We start from the raw sequence: 18,727 nt of genomic DNA, 5'->3' as shown, positions 1-18,727 counted from the left end.
GATGGCTGATATTAAGAGTCTTAACATTGGATAAACATCGATTGAGAAAATCTCCCCTCGCCCCTCTTTTCCAAAGAGGGGTTAACCCTCCCTTTGGCAAAGGAAGGTGAGGAGGGTTTGTTCGCTAACGTGAAACGATTATTTTGAGCCAGGTTATAGCTAATAGTTGATCGCTGACCGTTGTCATAGCTCTCAACTCCGCACTCGCTTGTAGAAAGGAGTTCGAACAACCCTCGCGGCTACAGTCTGGCCCCGGATCACAATGTCAAACTCGGTTCCGATAGCCGCGTACTGTACCGCCACATAGCCCAGCCCGATGTTCTTCCCGAGTGAGGGCGCGGGGCCGCCGCTGGTCACCTCACCAATCGGCTTACTGCCCTTGACCATCGCATAGTGGGGGCGGGCGATTCCTCGACCAAGCATCTCGAACCCTACCAGTTTTCGACTGATCCCATCCGCCTTCTGCCGAGCAAGGGCCTCGCGGCCGATGAACTCCCCCTTCTCCAGCTTGACGATCCAGCCAAGATCCGCCTCCAGGACGGTGTGCTGGTCATCGATGTCCTGACCGTATAGGGCCATCTTGGCCTCGAGGCGTAAGGTGTCGCGGGCGCCAAGTCCGCAGGGTTGCAGGCCCATCGGTGTCCCAGCATCGACAAGAGCATGCCAGAGAGTAACCGCATACTGCGGAGGGATGTAAAGCTCGAAGCCGTCCTCCCCGGTGTAACCTGTCCGGGAGATACAGCAGTCGATGCCAACCACTTGCCCTTCGACAAATCGGAAGTACCTCAGCGTTCCCAACTCCACGGAGGTCAGTTTCTGCAGGATCTCCTGCGCCCTGGGTCCCTGGATGGCCAGGATGGCCACGTCATCGCTGGTATTCTTGACCTCGACGTCTGATACCAAGTGCTCGCTGATCCAGGCAACATCCTTCTCGATATTCGCGGCGTTCACCGTCAAACGGTAGCGGTCATCCGCATATTTATATACGGTGATGTCATCCACGAATGTCCCCTCTGGGGTGGTGAGCGCAGAATATTGTACCTCTCCGACAGAAAGTCGTGACGCATCATTCGGGGTGAGGTGCTGAACCGCTTCCAGGGCACCGGGTCCCGCAATCTCGATCTCCCCCATATGCGACACATCGAACAAGCCCGCCCGCTCCCTGACGACACGGTGCTCCTCTATAATCCCGGCATACTGCACCGGCATCTCCCAGCCGCCAAAGGGAATCATCCTGGCATCGAGCTGGCGGTGCACATCGAACAGTGGGGTACGCTTGAAGGGTCCAGTCGCTGCGCTCATCTACCGCCTCTCAGCATCGACAGAGTTGACACTGGCCACAAGTAAGGCATAGCAGGGGTATCTCTTCATGGTGCCATAGTAGCAGTATCGTCTGAGTCATGTGCATGGGGCCTATCGGAGGGAAACACAAGGAAAACCAAGCCTTAAAGACGCGGCGATCTTCAAACATCGATTGATTCCTGTCAAGTGAAAAGTGGCAAGACTGTGTGGAGTCGACATGGCTCGCGCACACCCTTCCCACGGCGCACTTCTTACGGAGGAAGTTCTTGACAGTCGCCTTTGACGGGACGGTAGTGATAACATAAGAAACCTTGCTGAATGGCCAATAGGCGGCGAGAGACGCGCCGCGAAGCAGAGCTTTCTTATTTACAAACTTCCAATCGGCGATGTATTCTGAAAATGGCTCGAACGGAATTCTGTAAGGGCAAAAGGAAATTTTCTAAACATATGCTTACGCCAAACACTTACACAAATGATTTTAAGTATTTTAAGGAGAAATACGCCGAAAGTATGGAACGTATGTTTGCGGCGGTCAGCGATCTTTATGCGGAGCACTGGAATGATTATTTTCATCCCGCACTGTTCAAGGATGAAAATGAAAGTTGGGAATCGGCTTTCAGAAATACTCACAAAAAATATTTAGAAGCTCTGCGGATTAAAGATGTGCGTAAGGTGCTCGAACTGGCTTGTGGGAGAGGCGGTGTTACCGACGTTCTAGCTGAAAATACTTCTGGTGAAGTTTTGGGGATCGATATTTCCCGTTCACAACTTTCACATACCAACAGATTTAAGCGGCCCAATTTACGTTTCAAGCACCACGACATCATGAAAGTTGATGAACTCGGAGAAATGTTTGACGCGATTTTGCTCATGGACGCCGATTGCTATTTACCGGATAAAAGATTAGCTGTGGAAAAAATCGCAAAAGTCATGAATCCTGGAGCTCGTTTCCTCCTGCTTGGATGGTGCAAGCAGGATGGGCTAAACTCAATGCAGGAAGAACTTGTGTTGCATCCTTTTATGAAGTACTGGGCCATACCCAGCCTTGAGACGCCAGAGAATTATAAGAAATATTTTGATCAAAACGATTTCAGAATAATTGAGATTACGGACCTCAATAATCAAGTCAAGCGAAACTGGGAATTCGGTTACGAGGCAGCATTGAAGAGTATTAAGAAGCTTTCATTCAAAGATCTTCCACGCCTCATCTGGACAGGAATGAAGTTAGGGAGCGACGGTATTGGGATTATTAAAGAGCAATTTCCGGCAGCTATCTACATCAAGGTCGGCTATGACGTAGGTTTTCTTCGCTACACCTACTTCCTGGTAGAGAAGAAATAAGGTGTGCCGCGAGGGCCGGATCACTGAGCAGGTGGGAGATCCCTCGTTGCCTCTCATGACCTGCTGCTCGACCAGCAGGAGAAGAGGCGTACTGTCCTTGAGATTAAATGTTCTTTTCCAGGCATCCAGGTTGAAGTTCGCGGAAGCGGCTTAGCCGCAGGCCTTGTGTCCGCGAGTGAGGAATCCGGATGTCGCATCTTCAGGAGGCTCACCTATGCCCAACCCCAGGATCGTCGCGCTCGGAACCGCCAATCCGACAACGTCCTTCTCCCAGGAAGAGATTCTAGCCCTAACGCCCTACACCGATGAGCGACGGCGGGGCTTCTTCATCCACAGCGGTATCGAACACCGGCATATGTATCTGGATAAGGCCGCCTTCCACCCCACTGAGACCACGGACGAACTCAACGCCCGATACCTCAAGGGAAGCGTCGAGATTGGCTGCCTGGCGATCCAGCGGGCACTGGACCAGGCCGGGTGCTCCGCCCAGGAGATCGACTTCATCGCGACCACCACGTGTACCGGCCGACGGTGTCCCAACATCGACGCCCATTTCGTCCGGGAATTCAGGATGAAGGAGGGGGTTCAACGGGTGCATGTGGGAGATATGGGCTGCGCCAGCGCGATGATTGCGCTGCAGCAGGCCTACAACCATCTACAGGCCTTTCCCGATCATCGGGCGCTGGTCGTTTCCGCGGAGATCTGTTCCGCGACCTATTACTTCGATGACTCACTCGAGACCGCAGTGGCTAATGCGATCTTTGCCGACGGGGCCGCTGCAGCCCTCCTGGCATCCGATAGGGGTGGGATAGAAGTGATGGGTCACATGAGCCTGGTCCGTTCGGAGTACCTGGAATTGATGGGGTTCACCTACCCGGACGGACGACCCCGCATCCTGTTGTCCAAGGAGGTCCGGGGGATTGGTAGCACCATGATCAAGGGACTGACAGAGAGGATGCTCGATCGCTATCATCTCAAGCAGGAGGAGATTCGCTTCTGGGTCCTGCACTCCGCCGGCAGAGGGGTTCTTGAACGGGCACAGCGAGAGGTTGGGCTCAGTGACGCTGATCTCCGCTTCTCCCGCCAGGTGCTTCGGCAATTCGGGAATATGTCGTCGGCCACCGTGCTGTTCGTCCTCAACGAGCTCGTCAATTCCGGACAGGCATCCCCAGGCGACCTGGGCGTGATGATTGCGCTAGGGCCCGGCTTCTGCGCAGAGGGAGCGCTGCTGCGATGGTGACTACCTGGCTGCCCCTCCCTCGTCTCCAAGGGGCGGCGGAGCTGCTGGACCGCCCCGACAACTCTGATAAGGAGATCCGCGAGAACCTGCGCGACCTGGAGCGGCTGAACCGATACTTCGGCGGTGTGCGCGCGGTACTTTTGCACCTCGGCCGAATGGTAGGCGAGCGTTCACATAGATCCCTCACGATTCTGGACATCGCGACCGGCGGGGCCGATATCCCGCGAGCCATCTGCCGTTGGGCCAGGAAGCGCAAGCTTGCCGTCGCCATCGAAGCAGTAGACAGGGGCGACCAGGTTCTGGCTGCTGCGACCGAATGGTCGAGGGACTTCCCGGAGATCCGACTGCGGGGGGTGCAAGCCCCGCACTTGCCCTACCCTGACCACAGCTTCGACTATGTCATCGCCTCTCTCTTCTTTCACCACCTGAACGAGGCGGAGGGGATCCTCCTGCTGAGGGAGATGGCGCGGGTTGCTCGACGCGGGTTACTGGTCAATGACCTGCTGCGCAGCCGACTCGCCTGTCGGCTCACTGCGATTACCACACGGCTGCTGTCCGGCAATCGTCTGACGCGCCACGACGGCCCGATGTCTGTCCTTCGGGGTTTCAGACCCCAGGAGCTGCGTCGCATGGCGACCAAGGCTGGTCTTGCCAATGTGCGGCTAAGCCACCATCTATGGTTCCGCATCGCCCTCACCAAAGAGATCGCAACGTAGGGCGGTTCCTCCCCGGCATCTGCTTGCTGGGCTGGCTGCTCATTCCTCAGTCGGTCCTGCTCGCCTGCGAACTGACGCCAAAACCAGAGTCCGGCCATCATCTGGCTTACGTCCTGGACCCGCGCGAAAGCACGATCCGTTTCGACGCCGACGCCAGGTTACACACATTCACCGGAGTTGTCGGCCAACTGTCCGGTCGCGTGCGCCTGCTCAGCGCCCCTCTCGCGAGCAAGGCGGCAGGATGTGTGGAGATCGAGGCCAGTAGTCTCACCACCGGAATTGCGATGCGAGACAACAAGATGGGGAGGAGCCACCTGCATACCGATCGCTTTCCGACAATCCTCTTCACCCTAAGCGGCGTGGACCTGGTAGAGCCCAAGAGCGGCGGCCACTACACCGCCACTCTTCGAGGCTCCCTGATGCTACACGGGGTGACCGCACTGCTGCTGATCCCGACCAAGGTCGTACTCACCGAGCAGAGGCTCGTGGTCGAAGGGGCGGTCCCTCTGCGCCTCTCCACCTTCCAGATCCCTATCCCCTCGCTACTGTTTATCCCGATGAAGGATGAGGTGATGGTGAGCTTCAAGGTGGTGGCGGTCCCCGAGTAGGGTATCTCCATGATACAGATACCGGTGATTGTTGTGGGCGCCGGTCCGGCCGGCTCGGTCCTAGCCGGTCTTCTGGCTCAGCGCGGGGTTGAGACGCTCCTACTCGACAAGGCGACCTTCCCACGCGAGAAGCTCTGCGGCGACTATCTCAGCCCGGGGACCGTCAGGCTCCTCGACCAACTCGACCTACTCGACCTCGTGCGTTCGGCCGGGGCACGGCGCCTGTGGGGAATGACGGTCACCTCCCCGGACGGTACGACCTTCACGGCCAAGTTTCCCGCCATCACCGAGATCAATGGGACCTCCCCTTTTGCGCTTTCCATCCCCAGGGCCATCCTTGACACCCTGTTGCTGAAATGGGCTCGAGGTTTCGGGACGAGATGCGTCGAAGGATTGCGCGTGATCGATCTGATCTGGGAAAATGGGCGCGTTAGCGGCGTCACGGGGATTGGACCGACGGGCCAGGAGACGTATCGTGGGCAGATCGTGGTGGGAGCGGATGGACGAGACTCAGTGGTGGCCCGACGGCTCGGCCTTCACCAGCCCCATCCAACACTGCGTCGGATGGCGCTGGTCGCCTACTACGAGGGGGCACGTTGCAACGTGCCCCTACGGGATCACGGGATGATCTCGGTCGGCGATCGATCGTACTGCATCCTCAATCCGATCGGCGAGCGGCTGGTCAACGCGATCATCGTGGTGGACCAAGGGATCGTGCAAAACTGGAAAGGGCAACTCGACGAGCTGTTCGATGGCACACTGCAGACGTTTCCGCTCGCGCTCCGCACGCTCCGTGATGCGCGCCGACGTGGGTCGGTCCGATGCCTCGGCCCCTTAGCGTTTCGATCGAGTCGCAGCGCCAAGGCCGGCGCGCTGCTGATTGGAGACGCAGTCGGCTTCTACGACCCCTTTACCGGCGAAGGGGTAGGTCACGCCCTCTACAGCGCGAAGCTTGCGTCCCATACGATCGCCTCGGCTCTTGCCGAGGGTGACGGAGGCCTCACGGAGGCTCACCTCAAGCGGTTTGACGATGAACAGCGCAAGACCTTGACTAGCAGGAAGCGCCTGGGCGCCGCACTGCAGGCCGTCATCCGTCATCCCATCGCGGCCAATACTGTCACGCGACTACTCCGGAGACGTCAACCCCTTGCGGACCTGGTGCTAGGCGTAGTCGGTGATCTGCTCCCACCCCGCACACTCCTGTCCATTAAAACCCTGAGGCAGTTTCTCCTTTAAGACAAGCCGAGGTCATTCCGACAATCGACTCAGAACGAACGCTAATATGCCACGCTTTTCAACCAGCCTGCGCATTTTTTAATCAATGCACTGCGCCTCGGCAGTTGTACTGCTGACAGGCGAAGTGACACCAGGCCCACGCCGAGTAGTCGCGGGTCGATACTAATCCCCAAATCCACCGGACGAACTGGTGATTCAGCTATAAAGCTTAATGCCAATATGCTGGCATCCGCGTATTGCGCCTTGGGAATGGTAACTGTATGCTTCACATGCACATGAACGCCGCGTAAGACGTTCGTCTCAGATTGAACACAGTTCCATTGTACAGGTATTGCGCTATTCACCCATTCCTGCCTAAAGATTTCGGTAAGCGATCCCCGACTATCCCGCAAAGGAGAAAGTGTTACAATTTGTATAGGTCGCATTTGCCCCCGCCTCCTACCCCTTCGGAACGGAAGTCCTCTTCGATGTAATCCTTGGCGGATAAATTAACCTGCGCACTGGTTCTCCTCGAGGGAAGCGGCACCAATTGATCAAACGGCAACCTGATCGGTAGGTTCGGTGTACTATCGCGTCTTACATCTGTGTTAAGGGGGCTGGAACAGTCGGTGAATTCCCAGAGGGCTGGGCGCCACAAGTGGATGTGCTTTGCGGCGCAGCAAGACGTCTTCGTCCGCCAGCGCACACGAGTCGCTGAAACGAGCTTACGCGACCCGCTCTACTTCTATCGTCTCTGGTTCCACGAACCGTAACTTCTCGCAGTCCGCTCCATATGACTAGGCTCTACTTGATGGGGAGCGTTCCTGCATTCGGGGGCCGCTGTCAAGCAACCACATATGATCCCTTCGTCGTGGATCAGGCCAAGCCGATCGCGTAGCCCCCTTCACGGCTTCCTGAGCCACGCCAACCGACCATCGGTAAGGCACCGCTTCCCCTCCCCTGGTGCGGGCAGACCTGCGGCCTCCAGGTCGGCGTCCATCATGATTCGGACCAGATCCCGGAACGTGATCCCGGGCTCCCATCCGAGCCGCCGCTTGGCCTCGGAGGGATCGGCCAGCAGGAGCGGGACCTCGGTCGGGCGTAAGTAGCGCGGGTCCTCCGCCACATACTCCCGCCAGTCCAGGTTGACATAGCCGAACGCCTCCTCCACGAACTCTCGCACCGAATGGGTCTCCCCTGTCCCGAAGACCAGGTCACACGGTGCTTCCTGCTGGAGCATCAGCCACATCCCCTCGACGTACTCCGGCGCAAACCCCCAATCGCGTCGAGCCTCGAGGTTGCCCAGAAACAGCGTCTTCTGCCGCCCGGCGAGGATGGCGGACACGGCTCGCGTAATCTTCCGTGTCACGAAGGTCTCCCCCCGCCGAGGCGACTCATGGTTGAACATAATGCCGTTACAGGCGAAGAGGCCGTATCCTTCGCGGTAATTGCGTACCATCCAGTAAGCATAGAGCTTGGCGGCCGCGTAGGGGCTGCGCGGTTGGAAGCGGCTCTGCTCGTTCTGGGGCGCGGGGGCGTCCCCATACATCTCACTGCTAGAGGCCTGGTAGATCCGGCACCCCACCCCGCTCTTACGGATCGCCTCCAGTAACCGGACTGCGCCGAGCCCAGTGATGTCTCCGGTGTAGTCCGGCATGTCGAAGCTCACTCGCACATGGCTTTGCGCCCCCAGGTGATAGACCTCATCTGGCCGGACCTCATAGAACAGGTTCGTGAGCTGGCTTGAATCGGAGAGATCGCCATAGTGCAGGACGATGCGGGCTAGAGGGTCGTGCGGATCCTGGTAGAGATGCTCGATCCGCTCCGTATGGAACGTACTGGCCCGCCGGATCAGCCCGTGGACCGTGTAGCCCTTCGCGAGCAGTAGCTCGGCCAGGTACGAGCCGTCTTGCCCGGTGATTCCGGTGATGATCGCGGTTGGCATATGGGGTCTCCTTGTTGCGCGTCCGATGGAGCCGTTAGCGGTAGCCCCCTGAATCCTCATCGTACAGAACTGGCCCTCTTCGCCGGCAGGCGGGACCATCCGGTTGCTACAGCGTGCCTGAAGTGGACCCCCATGTCAAGACAACACGTCGGTCAGCTAAGGGCCCCGTCGCCTCTCCGCGACTAAGTACAGCATTTCATAACTATGCCCATGAATCCGTTCACCCTGAGCCAGTCGAAGGGTGGCCTCCTCGTTCATGGTTCGACAAGCTCACCACGAACGGATACGTGACCGTAATTGTGAAACAGACCACGAAGGCTCCCCCTCTCCCGCGTCCTTGTTCTTTCCCCATAGCTCTGTTACAGTAATACCATGCCGCACCGAACACATGAAAGGGATCTGGCGCAATCGGAGGACTCCCGGAATGCGGGCCGGCATGAGTGGGCCTGCTTTGCGGCCCAGTAGGGAGGCTCTCCGTTATGCCGGTAAGATCATGACGTTCGCCCGTCTTCCCATGGCCTGATGCCCAGACGGTTGACCGAGCCGTGCGACGATGGGCGAAAAGGATCGGCTAAACCCAAGAAGGCGTGCAGTACATCGGCTACTGTGGCTCCTAACGGGAGGGTATCCGGGTGTGGAAGAACGTGTGTCGTTGACGTTGGGGTGCGCGGCGTCCTGCTTGACGGCCGTCACCTCTATGTGGTACAGAGAGGCTAGGAGTAACCTCACCTACGTCTGGCCGGTCCTCTGATGTCTAAGGCCGTAGAGCCGTCCAGGGACTGGCCGATCCGTCGTAAGCTGCTTTGATGCCGAATGGGCTCGCCCAAGCATGCTCTCGCAGGGTGAGGGTTGGTGAGTGGCGGAGGAGGTGACCACAATGGCGACAAAGGCTTTACAGGGAAAGCGAGTGTGGACGTACAACGAACTGCTCGCTGAGAAGACTGAGACGAATCAACCGACCGAACTATGGGAAGGAGATCTCGTCATGACGCCTTCGCCGGTTGCACAGCACCAGAGAATCTCTTTCCGTGTGGCTCGCCTGCTGGCTCAATTTGTGTCCATACCTCAATTGGGTGAAGTCTTACTTGCGCCTTTGGATGTCGTCCTGACACCACGGCGGGTCGTGCAACCCGATATCGTCTATGTCTCACATGCCAGACAAGAGATCATTCAGGACCAGATTCGCGGAGCACCTGATCTGATCGTTGAAGTCGTCTCGCCAGGGACGTGGCGACGAGACCATGTTGAGAAAAAGGCGCTGTATGAGCAATGCGGCGTGGGCGAATATTGGATCGTAGATTGGGAGGGGGGAACGATAGAGGTGTTTGCCTTAGAGCAAGGGAGTTATCGTCTGATTGGGCGCTTCGGCCATGGGGAAAGAGCTCGATCGTCGGTCTTGGTGGGGTTTGAGATCCAGGTGGATGAGGTGCTCGCCTAGTCCTGGATATCGGGATCCTTCCGCCTTCCTACTGCCTCACTAGCCCACCGAATCGCCCCTATACCCGTTGTACGCCATCACGGTCTCCTGAGCCAGTCCAGCCGACCATCGGTAAGGCACCGCTTCCCCTGCCCTTGCGCGGTTAGGCCCGCGGCATCGAGGTCGGCGTCCATCATGATCCTGACCAGGTCCCGGAACGTGACCCCGGGTTCCCACGAGGCGTCGCTTGGCTTCGGAGTAGTTAGGGGTCAGAGTAGTTAGGGGTCAGGCTTGCCTTATTGTCTTTTTAAAAGGCCGCCCTCTTCGCATCGTCTCACAGAGGACCTGCACCGACTTCAAGAGGTCCCGGTCCTTCTCCATCTCTTCCACCAGCTTTCTTACGCCCCGGCTCAACGACCCTCCGATCATACGACGCACGACGGGAATCACCAAGAGGCAATAAGGCATGCCTGACCCCATTGTTCGGGATGAGGAAGTGGCCGATGAGTACGACCTCTACGTCTTTTCGGTCCCTGCTGCCAGTTGAACTAGGAGGGTCCGAATGGTTGCCAGGAAATCACCCGGACGTTGGACTAAGATCTCGGATGTGGCGGGTTCGTAATGGCGGATATTGAACGTGAGCAGATAGCGACAGCCATGCGTGAGAGCCGCGATCAGGATCGGCAGGTCCTTGGGATCAGCCTGCCCTTTGTAAGGGGGCAGTTCGTGAGGTTCCGGATCAGGTACGACCCGGAGGCTGCGACTGATAATCAGTCGGAGTTCGGGCAGCTTGCTGGGCAACTTCTTTTCGAAGTTGCGTTCAACTTCCGTGACCACCTGGGTGGAGGTGACACATTCGATAAGGGTGATCTCTCCTAATCTAAGGACGACGTGACTGGCGCCCTGCTCTGTCGGCGCGGCAACTCCGGCAAAGAGGACGTCCGCGTCGAGAAAGACAAGCGGCCTCTTCATCGACGTTTTCGGCCATACTTCTCTTGCGCGTATCGCGTACGCTGCTCTCGCAGGGCCGCCAGCAGGTCCTCAACACTTAACCCCGCCTCGATGCGGGCGCGCTCTATCTCGCGGGCCAGTTCAGGCACCATGGGCACCATGGGTGTGAGGACCAGGATGCCGTCCAGGTCCAAGACCCGATACGTATCGCCGGGTTTGATCTTGTAGCGCTCCCGCAGGTTGGCGGGGAGCGTGAGCGCGCCCCTCTGCCGCACTTGTAGCGTGATATCCATAACATACCTCTCTGTTTTTCTGCTCATACCGATTTACAGACACATCATACTATCAACTAGCTCCCGCTGTCAAGGTACGCAAAAGGAGGGCGAAGCGGTCAAGGTATCACGATTAATCGCACGTATTATCGCGTTACTGCATCACGGCCTTCTGAGCCACGCCAGCCGACTATCGGTAAGGCACCGCTTCCCCCACCGAGGCAGAACGTCCTCGACCTCGAATCCATCCAGAGCCATTCCCTCGGACATAAGTCCCGTGGCTACTCCAGGCGTATCGGCTCGGATCTCGGACGAGTCGGGTCCGCACCGGATTGAGATGAATGTATCGGACCAACTCCAGCAAATAGCTTTCCTTCTCGCATAGGATCGCTTTGTGCCGACCTTGGAAAAGATGTCCCATCTTCCGGTATCGCTGGTTCCAGCACCGCGTGTAACGGAAGAGAAGATTTTGCATGATTTTGAACAACGGGATTGGACCGACTTCGATCAGGTGGTGGACGTGATTGCCCATCAGAACATAGGCATACAGGCGAAAGTCAAACCGCAGTCGGGTTTCTTGAAGCAACTCCAGATATCGCCCTCGGTCGGCGTCATCCGAAACGCTTCGTTGGCCTTGATTGCCCCGGCAGATCACATGATAAAGCGCGCCTGGACAATACGCTCGCGGTTTTCGTGCCATGCCCGATCATGCGACGTACGACGGGAATCACCAAGAGGCAATAAGGCATGCCTGACCCTGACCTCTGACCCTGACCTCATCTCCACGATCCGGCCCAACACCCGCGTGCTGCTGTGTGGACGGTCGGACACGTGGTTGTGAGCGCGCTCCGACTGTGGTAGGGTGACTGTATATTTGGGGGAGGGAATATGGACGTACCCGCGAGGAGGCCTTAGCACACATCCACGAGGCGATTGCGCTCAGCGCCGAGACTTATCGGGCGCACGGGTTGCCACTTCAGCTTGAAGTGGCCGAAGTTGAGGTTGCGGGGTCGTGGCGTACCACTCGAAACGGTGCGTGAAACGATGATCGTCGAGTGAAAATGGGGGTCAAGAGAGATGAAACAGGCCATCGTGGTGCGGGCGGAAATCTTTCGGGAGGGCCACCTATATCTTGGGGTCTGCCTCGACCTGAGTGTGTCGAGTTTTGGAGAGACCATGGAAGACGCCAAGAGTGCCCTGCGGGAAGCCGTGGAAGCCTTCCTCGAGGAGTGTGAAGCGATCGGAACGCTGGAAGAGGTCTTGGAAGAGGCGGGTTTCGTCCGACAGAATGGGCAATGGATGGCTCGCCAGCCCATCTCTGCCGAAATGGTTGCTATTGGCTAAGCCCCACCAATGACTTCCCGGAAGATTACGCCTCTCCCTTTTCAAAAGGTCGTGAAGCTTTTTGAGTTGGATGGCTGAGTTGTTACGCGCCAAAAGGGAGACCATCTCATCCTGACGAAGCCGAGAATGAAACGCCCTGTGGTCATCAAAACAAGCCCGCACGAGCTGCCTGTCACCCACGTCTTGACGAACCTCAAAACCGCAGGAATAAGTCGTGACCGCTATTTCGAACTTCTGGATCAGATCTAACGAGGATCAGGCCGTGCGACACTGAGCGCAAAAGACCTGACGAGCTGAATTGTGTAACCTCCCATCACGGCTTCCTGAGCCACGCCAACCGACCATCGGTCAGGCACCGCGTCCCCTGCCCTGGCGCGGGCAGACCTGCGGCATTGAGATCGGCGTCCATCATGATCCGGACCAGATCCAGGAACGTGACCCCTGGCTCCCATCCGAGGCGTCGCTTGGCCTCGGAGAGATCAGCTTGCAGGATCGGGACCTCGGTCGGCCATAAGTAGCGCGAGTCCTCCGCCACATACTCCCGCCAGTCCAGGTTGACATAGCCGAAGGCCTCCTCCACAAACTCCTGAACTGAATGCGTCTCTCCGGTTCCGAAGACCAGGTCACACGGTGCTTCCTGCTAGAGCATTAGCCACATCCCCTCCACATACTCCGGCGCAAACCCCCAATCGCGTCGGGCCTCGATGTTACCCAGAAATAGCTTTGTTTGGCGCCCCTCCGAGACTAAGGAGGCGTCAACAATTATTACGGGGAGCATTAACTAGATTGCACTCTTGCACAACATCTCCAGCAACTTCCCCCTTTCTAAAAGGGGGATTGAGGGGGTTTTACCGATAGTTCAAAACCCCCCTTACCCCCCTTTGCTAAAGGGGGAGGCAAGCTATTGTATGCTCTGAGTAATAACATTTACATCTACCCCCTTCATCCCCCTTTCGAAAGGGGGAAAGAGGGGGTTTGTGCATTTTTCGGATCATGAATATGTACATGTTATTCTTTGACGATGCCTAAGTACCGCATTTCATAACTATGCCCACGAATCCGTTCGCCCTGAGCCAGTCGAAGGGTGGCCTCCCCGTTCATGGTTCGACAAGCCTGTGGTGAGCCTGTCGAACTGCTCACCACGAACGGATATGTGACCGTAATTGTGAAACAGACCACTAAGGGTCCCCTTCTCCAGCGTCCTTGTTCTTTCCCTATAGCTCTGCTACAGTAATCCCATGCCGAACCGAGTACATGAAAGGGATCTGGCGTAATCGGAGGACCCCCGAAAGGCAGGGGGTGACGGGTCAAAGCGAGAAGTCCGATGAAGGCGCTCACGTTTTGGAGGGCGGTGACCGTGGATCAGCAAGGGTTCTTGGAGCGATACCGGACTCTGCGCGATACCCTGACTACGGACAGCGAAGCCGCGAAGGAGGGGCATAAGGACTATGGCAACTGCAATTGACATCGGGGCACTCATTATTAGGACACCGGAGGTGCGTGGGGGACGCCCACGGGTCGCCGGAACTGGAGTCACGGTAAGACGCATTGTGGGCTGGTACAAGCTGGGCCTGAGTCCAGAAGAAATTGTTGCCGAGATTCCTCACCTGACGCTAGCTCAGGTTTACGCAGCGCTGGCTTACTATCACGCCAACCGGGAAGAGGTTGAAGCCAACATCACCGCAGAAGAGGTGGAGGCTGAGCGACTTGAGCGGGAGCACTTTCTCTCCCGCAAGGCTTCATGACGATTCGCCTCTACCTCGATGAGGACTCCATGCGACAAGCGCTGGTTCAGGCTCTGCGGGCTCGCGGCGTAGACATGATTACCGCCCTTGAGGCGGACATGATAGAACGCGCGGATGAGGAGCACCTGGATTATGCGACAGCCCAGGGGCGCGTTTTGTATAGTTTCAACGTGGGAGATTTCTATTATCTGCATACCGCCTTTATGGGGTGCGGGAAATCACACGCAGGCATGATCCTTGTACGGCAACAGCGCTACTCCGTGGGTGAGCAGATGCGCCATATTCTGAAGCTGATTACCGCCAACTCGGCAGAGGAAATGAGGAATCATGTGGAATTTCTCAGTACTTGGGACTGATACCAATCATAGTAGTAGTAGGGGTCAGTAGGGGTCAGGCGTGCCTTATTGTCTTTTTAAAAGGCCGCCCTCTTCGCATCGTCTCACACAGGACCTGCACCAACTTCACGAGGTCCCGGTCCTTCTCCATCTCGTCCACCAGCTTTCTGACACCCCGGCTCACCGACCCGGGGTCTTGCCTTAGGGCTTGAGCCATCTCCCGGTTCGTCACGCCGCCGACCTCTCTTCCTCCCCAGGCCATCACCCGTGTGATCCGCACCGCTCCCCGCTCCTTGCCCCGATCCCTCACGGCCCCAGCCGACACGCCACTCTGTTTGAACACCCCCTTGCATATCTCTTCCCATGTCACGGCCACCGCGTGCGGCGGCTCCTCGTTCGTGAACCGCCCCGTTACGTCCTGCACGAACGCATCATCTCCCAGATACCGCTGATCCACCACCTCGTACACATCCGCCCGATGTCCTTCTTTCACCCCTTCGCGCACACATCGCTGAGAGGCCCCCACCTCCTCCCCCACCGAGGCAGCACGTCCTCGACCGCCATCCACCCGGAGCCCTTCCCCCTGACATACGCCCCGTGGCTGCTCCAGGCGTATCGGCTCGGATCTCGGACGATTCGGCTCCGCACCGGATTGAGATGACTGTATCGGATCACCTCCAGCAACTTCCCCCTTTAGCAAAGGGGGATTGAGGGGGTTTTCCAGATCGTTCAAAACCCCCCTTACCCCCCTTTGCTAAAGGGGGGAGGCACGCTATTGTATGCTCTGAGTAATAGCTGTCCTTCTCGCAGAGGATTGCGTGATGCCGGCCGTGGAACAGATGTCCCACATCCCGGTATCGCTGGGTCCAGTCCCGCGTGTCACGGAAGAGAAGAGTGTGCAGGAAGGCGGACAACGAGGTTGGACCGACTTCGATCAGGTGGTGGACGTGATTGCCCATCAGAACATAGGCATACAGGCGAAAGTCATACCGCAGTCGGGTCTCTTGAAGCAACTCCAGATATCGCCCTCGGTCGGCGTCATCCGAAAAGATCGGTTGGCCTTGATTGCCACGGCAGATCACATGATAAAGAGCGCCTGGAAAATAAACTCGCGGTTTTCGTGCCATGATCGAGCATGCAACGGGAATCACCGAAAGTTAATAAGGCATGCCTGACCCCATTTCCATGACTAGATGAAACGCAGGCGGTTACTATCTAAGACTCCACTTGGCGCCAAAAGGCAGGAGGGCATCATATGGTTTCGTGAAAGGGTGGGGGAAGGTTCGCCTTTGCGCTCCAGCGGTTGGGCACCCGGGTAGGAATCTCGCGAGGAGCGAGTTGCCGCGTAAGGCAAAGAAGAATGAAACTTGACAATGCGTGGGAAAGTGGGTAAACTTCTCTTGCCCACAAGATAGTGATAAGAAATGAGGGTAGGTATTGATCGAGCGGTGGGAGCGAGGCTAAAGGAGATTACGCAATGATGTCATCCAATGAAGCTTTGCTAGACGAGTATTTCACACCCGTTGGAAAGGGCACCTTGGACAGCAAAAAGCGCATCACCCTCAGTAAGGCTATCGAAGCCCTGCAAGCCGTAATAGGCGAGGACGTGGAGAGGCTACGCTTCAAGATCGCGTGCAACAAAGCGGGCCAGATCCTGCTCTCCCCAGAAGTTACCGTCCCACTCCATGAAGCTTGGCTTTACAACAACAAGGCCGCACTTGAGAGCGTGCGCCGAGGCCTGGAAGAAGCCGGACATGGTAAGGCACGTAAGATCGGCTCTTTTGCTAAGCACGCCAACGATGAGATCGGTTAACGGGTGAACTCGCCTCGATTCACGCTGACATTCACTCCGACCGCAGGCAAGCAACTAGAGGCGCTTGAGCGAGACAAAGGCCTTGAGAAACGCCTGAAGGCGGTACGAAAAACCCTCGGCCTCATGGAAACCAACATGCACCATCCGAGTCTCAATGCCCACGAATACAAAAGCCTGAAGGGTCTGCATGGGGAAAAGGTTTTTGCAACCTACGCAGAGAGTAAGACGCCAGCGGCCTACCGGATCTTCTGGCACTACGGGACCAAGCGGGGTGAGATCATCGTTGTTGCTATCACGCCTCACCCGTGAAGCCGTACCATCCTTTACCAGTACCTGTCCAGCACCACCCCACTTTCCACTTGGCACCAACATGCATGCGATCATCATATGGTTACGTGAAGGGGGGAGGGTTCGCCTTGTCACACGTTGCGGCGCTCCATTCTCCTTCTTGGACCTACTCGTGAATCGCTAGACATTTCTGCAAGCTTCGTTCACGAAGGGTGTGCCGAGCGGGAACGGATTAGGGGTCAGGCTTGCCTTATTGTCATTTTAAAAGGCCGCCCTCTTCGCATCGTCTCACACAGGACCTGCACCGACGTCACGAGGTCCTGGTCCTTCTCCCTCTGGTCCACCAGATTTCTGACACCCCGGCTCAACGACCCGGGGTCTTGCCTCAGGGCTTGAGCCATCTCCCGGTTCTCAAGCCGCCGACCTCTCTTCCTACCCAGGCCATCACCCGTTTGATCCGCACCGCGCCCCGCTCCTTGCCCCGATCCATCACGGCCCCAGCCGACACACCACACTGTTTGAACACCCCCTTGCATATCTCTTCCCATGTCACGGCCACCGCTTGCGGCGGCTCCTCGTTCTTTAACCGCCCCGTCACTTCCTGCACGAACGCATCATCTCCCAGATACCGCTGATCCACCACCTCGTACAAATCCGCCCGATGTCCTTCTTTCAACCCTTCGCGCACAAATCGCTGATAGGCCGCCACCGCGTCGGACCGCCGACTGCCCCACCGAGGCAGAACCTCCTCGACTGCAATCCACCTAGGAGCCCTTCCCCCTGACACCCGCCCCGTGGCTGCTCCAGGCGTATCGGCTCGGATCTCGGACGATTCGGCTCCGCACCGGATTGAGATGAATGTATCGGACCAACTCCAGCACATAGCGTTCCTTCTCGCATAGGATCGCTTTATGCCGGCCTTGGAAAAGATGTCCCACCTTCCGATATCGCTGGTTCCAGTACCGCGTGTAACGGAATAGAAGATTTTGCATGATCTTGGACAATGGGGGTGGACCGATGTCGATCAGGTGGTGGACGTGAGTGCCCATCAGAACATAGGCATACAGGCGAAAGTCATACCGCAGTCGGGTTTCTTGAAGCAACTCCAGATATCGCCGCCGGTCGGCGTCATCCGAAAAGATCGGTTGGCCTTGATTGCCACGGCCGATCACATGATACAGGGCGCATGGACAATACACTCGTGGTTTTCGTGCCATGCTCGATCCTACGACGGGAATCACCGCAGGTTAATAAGGCATGCCTGACCCCATTCTTTCTTACCATTCTTAACATGCCTGACCCCATTCTATTTATTCTTATTTGAGCCTGTCCTGCAAACCCCCCGTTCACCCTTCGACATGCTCAGGGCGAACGGTATGGGCATTGAAGATTGACGTTTTCCCGTTCTGCTGAGCCTGTCTAAGCACAACAAGGGGTTTGCAGGACAGGCTCATTTATGACTTTACGCTTCATTTGACATGTCGCCTTATCACCAGTACACTACTCAGTAAACATCATTGATGTTATCTTTCTACGCCACTGAGGGCTAATGAGGCATGGGAGGCAAAACGATGTCCGTCCAGTCTGACTCTCAGAAAAACCTCATGGAAAAGATTATCACCCTGCCGCCGGAGAAGGTGGCCGAGGTGGAGGATTTCGTGGACTTCCTGCGCCTGCGCATGGAGGACCGTCGCCTCACCCGGGCCGCCATGAAGCTGTCGGAAGAGGCCTTCCAAATGGTTTGGGACAATCCGGACGATGCCGTCTACGATAAGCTTTAAGTTTGGAGACATCGTCCTGGTCCCTTTCCCCTTCACGGATCAGACCGCCAGTAAGAGGCGCCCCGCCGTAGTGGTGAGCTCTGAAGCCTACCATCGGGAGCGTCCTGACCTTATTCTGCTGGCCGTGACCAGTCAAATCCGACCCTCGACCACGGTGGGCGAAGTAATAATCCAACACTGGCAGCAGGCCGGGTTGCTGAAACCCTCGACCATCAAGCCTATCTTTACCACGGTTGAGAAGGAACTGATCCTCCGAAAGCTTGGACAATTGATAGAGGAAGATCGGCAGGCGCTTCGGCGAGCACTTCCCATAATCCTCGGTTAATAACGCCAATGAATGTCATCGCATCCCGGCCGGCTCCAGTTCCAACGGCTGCGCGTCGAGGAAAATAAATCTGTCCCCTTTTTCTGATT

General features: G+C 57.0%; 24 protein-coding genes and 1 pseudogene. 14 read left to right on the top strand and 11 right to left on the bottom strand.

Annotated elements, in window-relative coordinates:
• Positions 1-192: 192 nt before the first annotated feature.
• The gene (gene gcvT, locus CLG94_RS03370) at positions 193-1,302 is read right to left on the bottom strand and encodes a glycine cleavage system aminomethyltransferase GcvT (RefSeq protein ID WP_107561473.1); all 1,110 of its coding nucleotides are present in this window, start codon (positions 1,300-1,302) and stop codon (positions 193-195) included.
• Between the two features lie 318 nt (positions 1,303-1,620).
• Between gcvT and CLG94_RS03365 the strand changes: the two genes are divergently transcribed.
• From CLG94_RS03365 to CLG94_RS03345, 5 genes are all read left to right on the top strand, one after another.
• Positions 1,621-2,643, top strand: coding sequence for a class I SAM-dependent methyltransferase (locus tag CLG94_RS03365; protein ID WP_107561472.1), 1,023 nt, complete (start codon positions 1,621-1,623; stop codon positions 2,641-2,643).
• Between the two features lie 214 nt (positions 2,644-2,857).
• Entirely contained in the window at positions 2,858-3,883 is a 1,026-nt protein-coding gene (locus CLG94_RS03360; RefSeq protein ID WP_107561471.1) for a type III polyketide synthase, read from the top strand.
• Entirely contained in the window at positions 3,877-4,599 is a 723-nt protein-coding gene (locus CLG94_RS03355) for a methyltransferase domain-containing protein (protein WP_107561470.1), read from the top strand. The genes CLG94_RS03360 and CLG94_RS03355 overlap by 7 nt, the downstream gene beginning before the upstream one ends.
• Positions 4,560-5,207, top strand: a complete 648-nt coding sequence (locus CLG94_RS03350) for a YceI family protein (protein WP_107561469.1) — start codon at positions 4,560-4,562, stop codon at positions 5,205-5,207. Before CLG94_RS03355 ends, CLG94_RS03350 begins: the two co-directional genes overlap by 40 nt.
• Positions 5,208-5,216: 9 nt before the next feature.
• Positions 5,217-6,443 (top strand): NAD(P)/FAD-dependent oxidoreductase, encoded by a 1,227-nt coding sequence (locus tag CLG94_RS03345; protein WP_107561468.1) that lies wholly within the window; start codon positions 5,217-5,219, stop codon positions 6,441-6,443.
• Positions 6,444-6,484: 41 nt separating this feature from the next.
• On the opposite strand, the gene CLG94_RS03340 is transcribed toward CLG94_RS03345, so the two are convergent.
• Together CLG94_RS03340 and gmd are read right to left on the bottom strand one after the other, a co-directional pair.
• Positions 6,485-6,868 carry a cupin domain-containing protein gene (locus CLG94_RS03340; RefSeq protein ID WP_107561467.1) on the bottom strand — a complete coding sequence of 128 codons (384 nt, stop codon included), beginning with the start codon at positions 6,866-6,868 and terminating at the stop codon, positions 6,485-6,487.
• Positions 6,869-7,326: 458 nt separating this feature from the next.
• On the bottom strand, positions 7,327-8,367 hold the full coding sequence (gene gmd / locus CLG94_RS03335; RefSeq protein WP_107561466.1) for a GDP-mannose 4,6-dehydratase: 1,041 nt from the start codon (positions 8,365-8,367) through the stop codon (positions 7,327-7,329).
• Positions 8,368-9,244: 877 nt separating this feature from the next.
• On the opposite strand from gmd, the gene CLG94_RS03325 reads away from it, so the two are divergent.
• Positions 9,245-9,805, top strand: coding sequence for a Uma2 family endonuclease (locus CLG94_RS03325; RefSeq protein ID WP_107561465.1), 561 nt, complete (start codon positions 9,245-9,247; stop codon positions 9,803-9,805).
• A 495-nt stretch (positions 9,806-10,300) separates the two neighbouring features.
• Here CLG94_RS03325 and CLG94_RS03315 read toward each other — a convergent pair whose 3' ends face one another.
• From CLG94_RS03315 to CLG94_RS03305, 3 genes are all read right to left on the bottom strand, one after another.
• The gene (locus CLG94_RS03315) at positions 10,301-10,756 is read right to left on the bottom strand and encodes a PIN domain-containing protein (RefSeq protein ID WP_107561463.1); all 456 of its coding nucleotides are present in this window, start codon (positions 10,754-10,756) and stop codon (positions 10,301-10,303) included.
• The gene (locus tag CLG94_RS03310) at positions 10,753-11,028 is read right to left on the bottom strand and encodes an AbrB/MazE/SpoVT family DNA-binding domain-containing protein (protein ID WP_107561462.1); all 276 of its coding nucleotides are present in this window, start codon (positions 11,026-11,028) and stop codon (positions 10,753-10,755) included. Before CLG94_RS03310 ends, CLG94_RS03315 begins: the two co-directional genes overlap by 4 nt.
• 169 nt (positions 11,029-11,197) lie before the next feature.
• Complete coding sequence (locus CLG94_RS03305; RefSeq protein ID WP_107561461.1) at positions 11,198-11,707, bottom strand: transposase; 510 nt, start codon at positions 11,705-11,707, stop codon at positions 11,198-11,200.
• 377 nt (positions 11,708-12,084) lie between these two features.
• Here CLG94_RS03305 and CLG94_RS03300 point away from each other — a divergent pair, with 377 nt between their 5' ends.
• On the top strand, positions 12,085-12,351 hold the full coding sequence (locus tag CLG94_RS03300) for a hypothetical protein (protein ID WP_107561460.1): 267 nt from the start codon (positions 12,085-12,087) through the stop codon (positions 12,349-12,351).
• A 313-nt stretch (positions 12,352-12,664) separates the two neighbouring features.
• Here the strand turns inward: CLG94_RS03300 and CLG94_RS03290 are convergent.
• Positions 12,665-13,129, bottom strand: a pseudogene (locus CLG94_RS03290) (GDP-mannose 4,6-dehydratase).
• Positions 13,130-13,675: 546 nt separating this feature from the next.
• Here CLG94_RS03290 and CLG94_RS13240 point away from each other — a divergent pair.
• Genes CLG94_RS13240 through CLG94_RS03280 form a run of 3 tightly spaced genes read left to right on the top strand, consistent with a single transcriptional unit; the run spans position 13,676 to position 14,452 of the window.
• Complete coding sequence (locus CLG94_RS13240; protein ID WP_161953998.1) at positions 13,676-13,816, top strand: hypothetical protein; 141 nt, start codon at positions 13,676-13,678, stop codon at positions 13,814-13,816.
• Positions 13,800-14,096: a DUF433 domain-containing protein gene (locus tag CLG94_RS03285; protein WP_107561459.1), complete on the top strand. Its 297-nt coding sequence runs from the start codon at positions 13,800-13,802 to the stop codon at positions 14,094-14,096. Before CLG94_RS13240 ends, CLG94_RS03285 begins: the two co-directional genes overlap by 17 nt.
• Entirely contained in the window at positions 14,093-14,452 is a 360-nt protein-coding gene (locus tag CLG94_RS03280; protein WP_107561458.1) for a DUF5615 family PIN-like protein, read from the top strand. The genes CLG94_RS03285 and CLG94_RS03280 overlap by 4 nt, the downstream gene beginning before the upstream one ends.
• A 34-nt stretch (positions 14,453-14,486) precedes the next feature.
• Here CLG94_RS03280 and CLG94_RS03275 read toward each other — a convergent pair whose 3' ends face one another.
• Both CLG94_RS03275 and CLG94_RS13950 read right to left on the bottom strand, forming a co-directional pair.
• The gene (locus CLG94_RS03275; protein ID WP_133174621.1) at positions 14,487-14,999 is read right to left on the bottom strand and encodes a hypothetical protein; all 513 of its coding nucleotides are present in this window, start codon (positions 14,997-14,999) and stop codon (positions 14,487-14,489) included.
• 103 nt (positions 15,000-15,102) lie between these two features.
• Positions 15,103-15,558, bottom strand: coding sequence for a transposase (locus CLG94_RS13950; RefSeq protein ID WP_133174620.1), 456 nt, complete (start codon positions 15,556-15,558; stop codon positions 15,103-15,105).
• A gap of 350 nt (positions 15,559-15,908) precedes the next feature.
• Here CLG94_RS13950 and CLG94_RS03260 point away from each other — a divergent pair, with 350 nt between their 5' ends.
• Positions 15,909-16,244 (top strand): hypothetical protein, encoded by a 336-nt coding sequence (locus CLG94_RS03260; protein WP_107561454.1) that lies wholly within the window; start codon positions 15,909-15,911, stop codon positions 16,242-16,244.
• Between the two features lie 3 nt (positions 16,245-16,247).
• Positions 16,248-16,553, top strand: coding sequence for a hypothetical protein (locus tag CLG94_RS03255; RefSeq protein ID WP_107561453.1), 306 nt, complete (start codon positions 16,248-16,250; stop codon positions 16,551-16,553).
• 364 nt (positions 16,554-16,917) lie between these two features.
• On the opposite strand, the gene CLG94_RS03250 is transcribed toward CLG94_RS03255, so the two are convergent.
• Both CLG94_RS03250 and CLG94_RS03245 read right to left on the bottom strand, forming a co-directional pair.
• Positions 16,918-17,241, bottom strand: coding sequence for a hypothetical protein (locus CLG94_RS03250; protein WP_107561452.1), 324 nt, complete (start codon positions 17,239-17,241; stop codon positions 16,918-16,920).
• Positions 17,242-17,296: 55 nt separating this feature from the next.
• Positions 17,297-17,749 (bottom strand): transposase, encoded by a 453-nt coding sequence (locus CLG94_RS03245; RefSeq protein WP_107561451.1) that lies wholly within the window; start codon positions 17,747-17,749, stop codon positions 17,297-17,299.
• Positions 17,750-18,103: 354 nt separating this feature from the next.
• Between CLG94_RS03245 and CLG94_RS03240 the strand changes: the two genes are divergently transcribed.
• Positions 18,104-18,313, top strand: a complete 210-nt coding sequence (locus tag CLG94_RS03240) for a toxin-antitoxin system, antitoxin component, Xre family protein (RefSeq protein WP_107561516.1) — start codon at positions 18,104-18,106, stop codon at positions 18,311-18,313.
• Complete coding sequence (locus CLG94_RS03235) at positions 18,291-18,638, top strand: type II toxin-antitoxin system PemK/MazF family toxin (protein WP_107561450.1); 348 nt, start codon at positions 18,291-18,293, stop codon at positions 18,636-18,638. Before CLG94_RS03240 ends, CLG94_RS03235 begins: the two co-directional genes overlap by 23 nt.
• Positions 18,639-18,727 lie beyond the last annotated feature (89 nt).

Origin of the sequence: Candidatus Methylomirabilis limnetica (genome assembly GCF_003044035.1) — a bacterium.
Classification (GTDB): Bacteria; Methylomirabilota; Methylomirabilia; order Methylomirabilales; family Methylomirabilaceae; genus Methylomirabilis; species Methylomirabilis limnetica.
The sequence above is the reverse complement of the archived record's forward strand: the minus strand, read 5'-3'. Positions and strand labels throughout refer to the sequence as shown.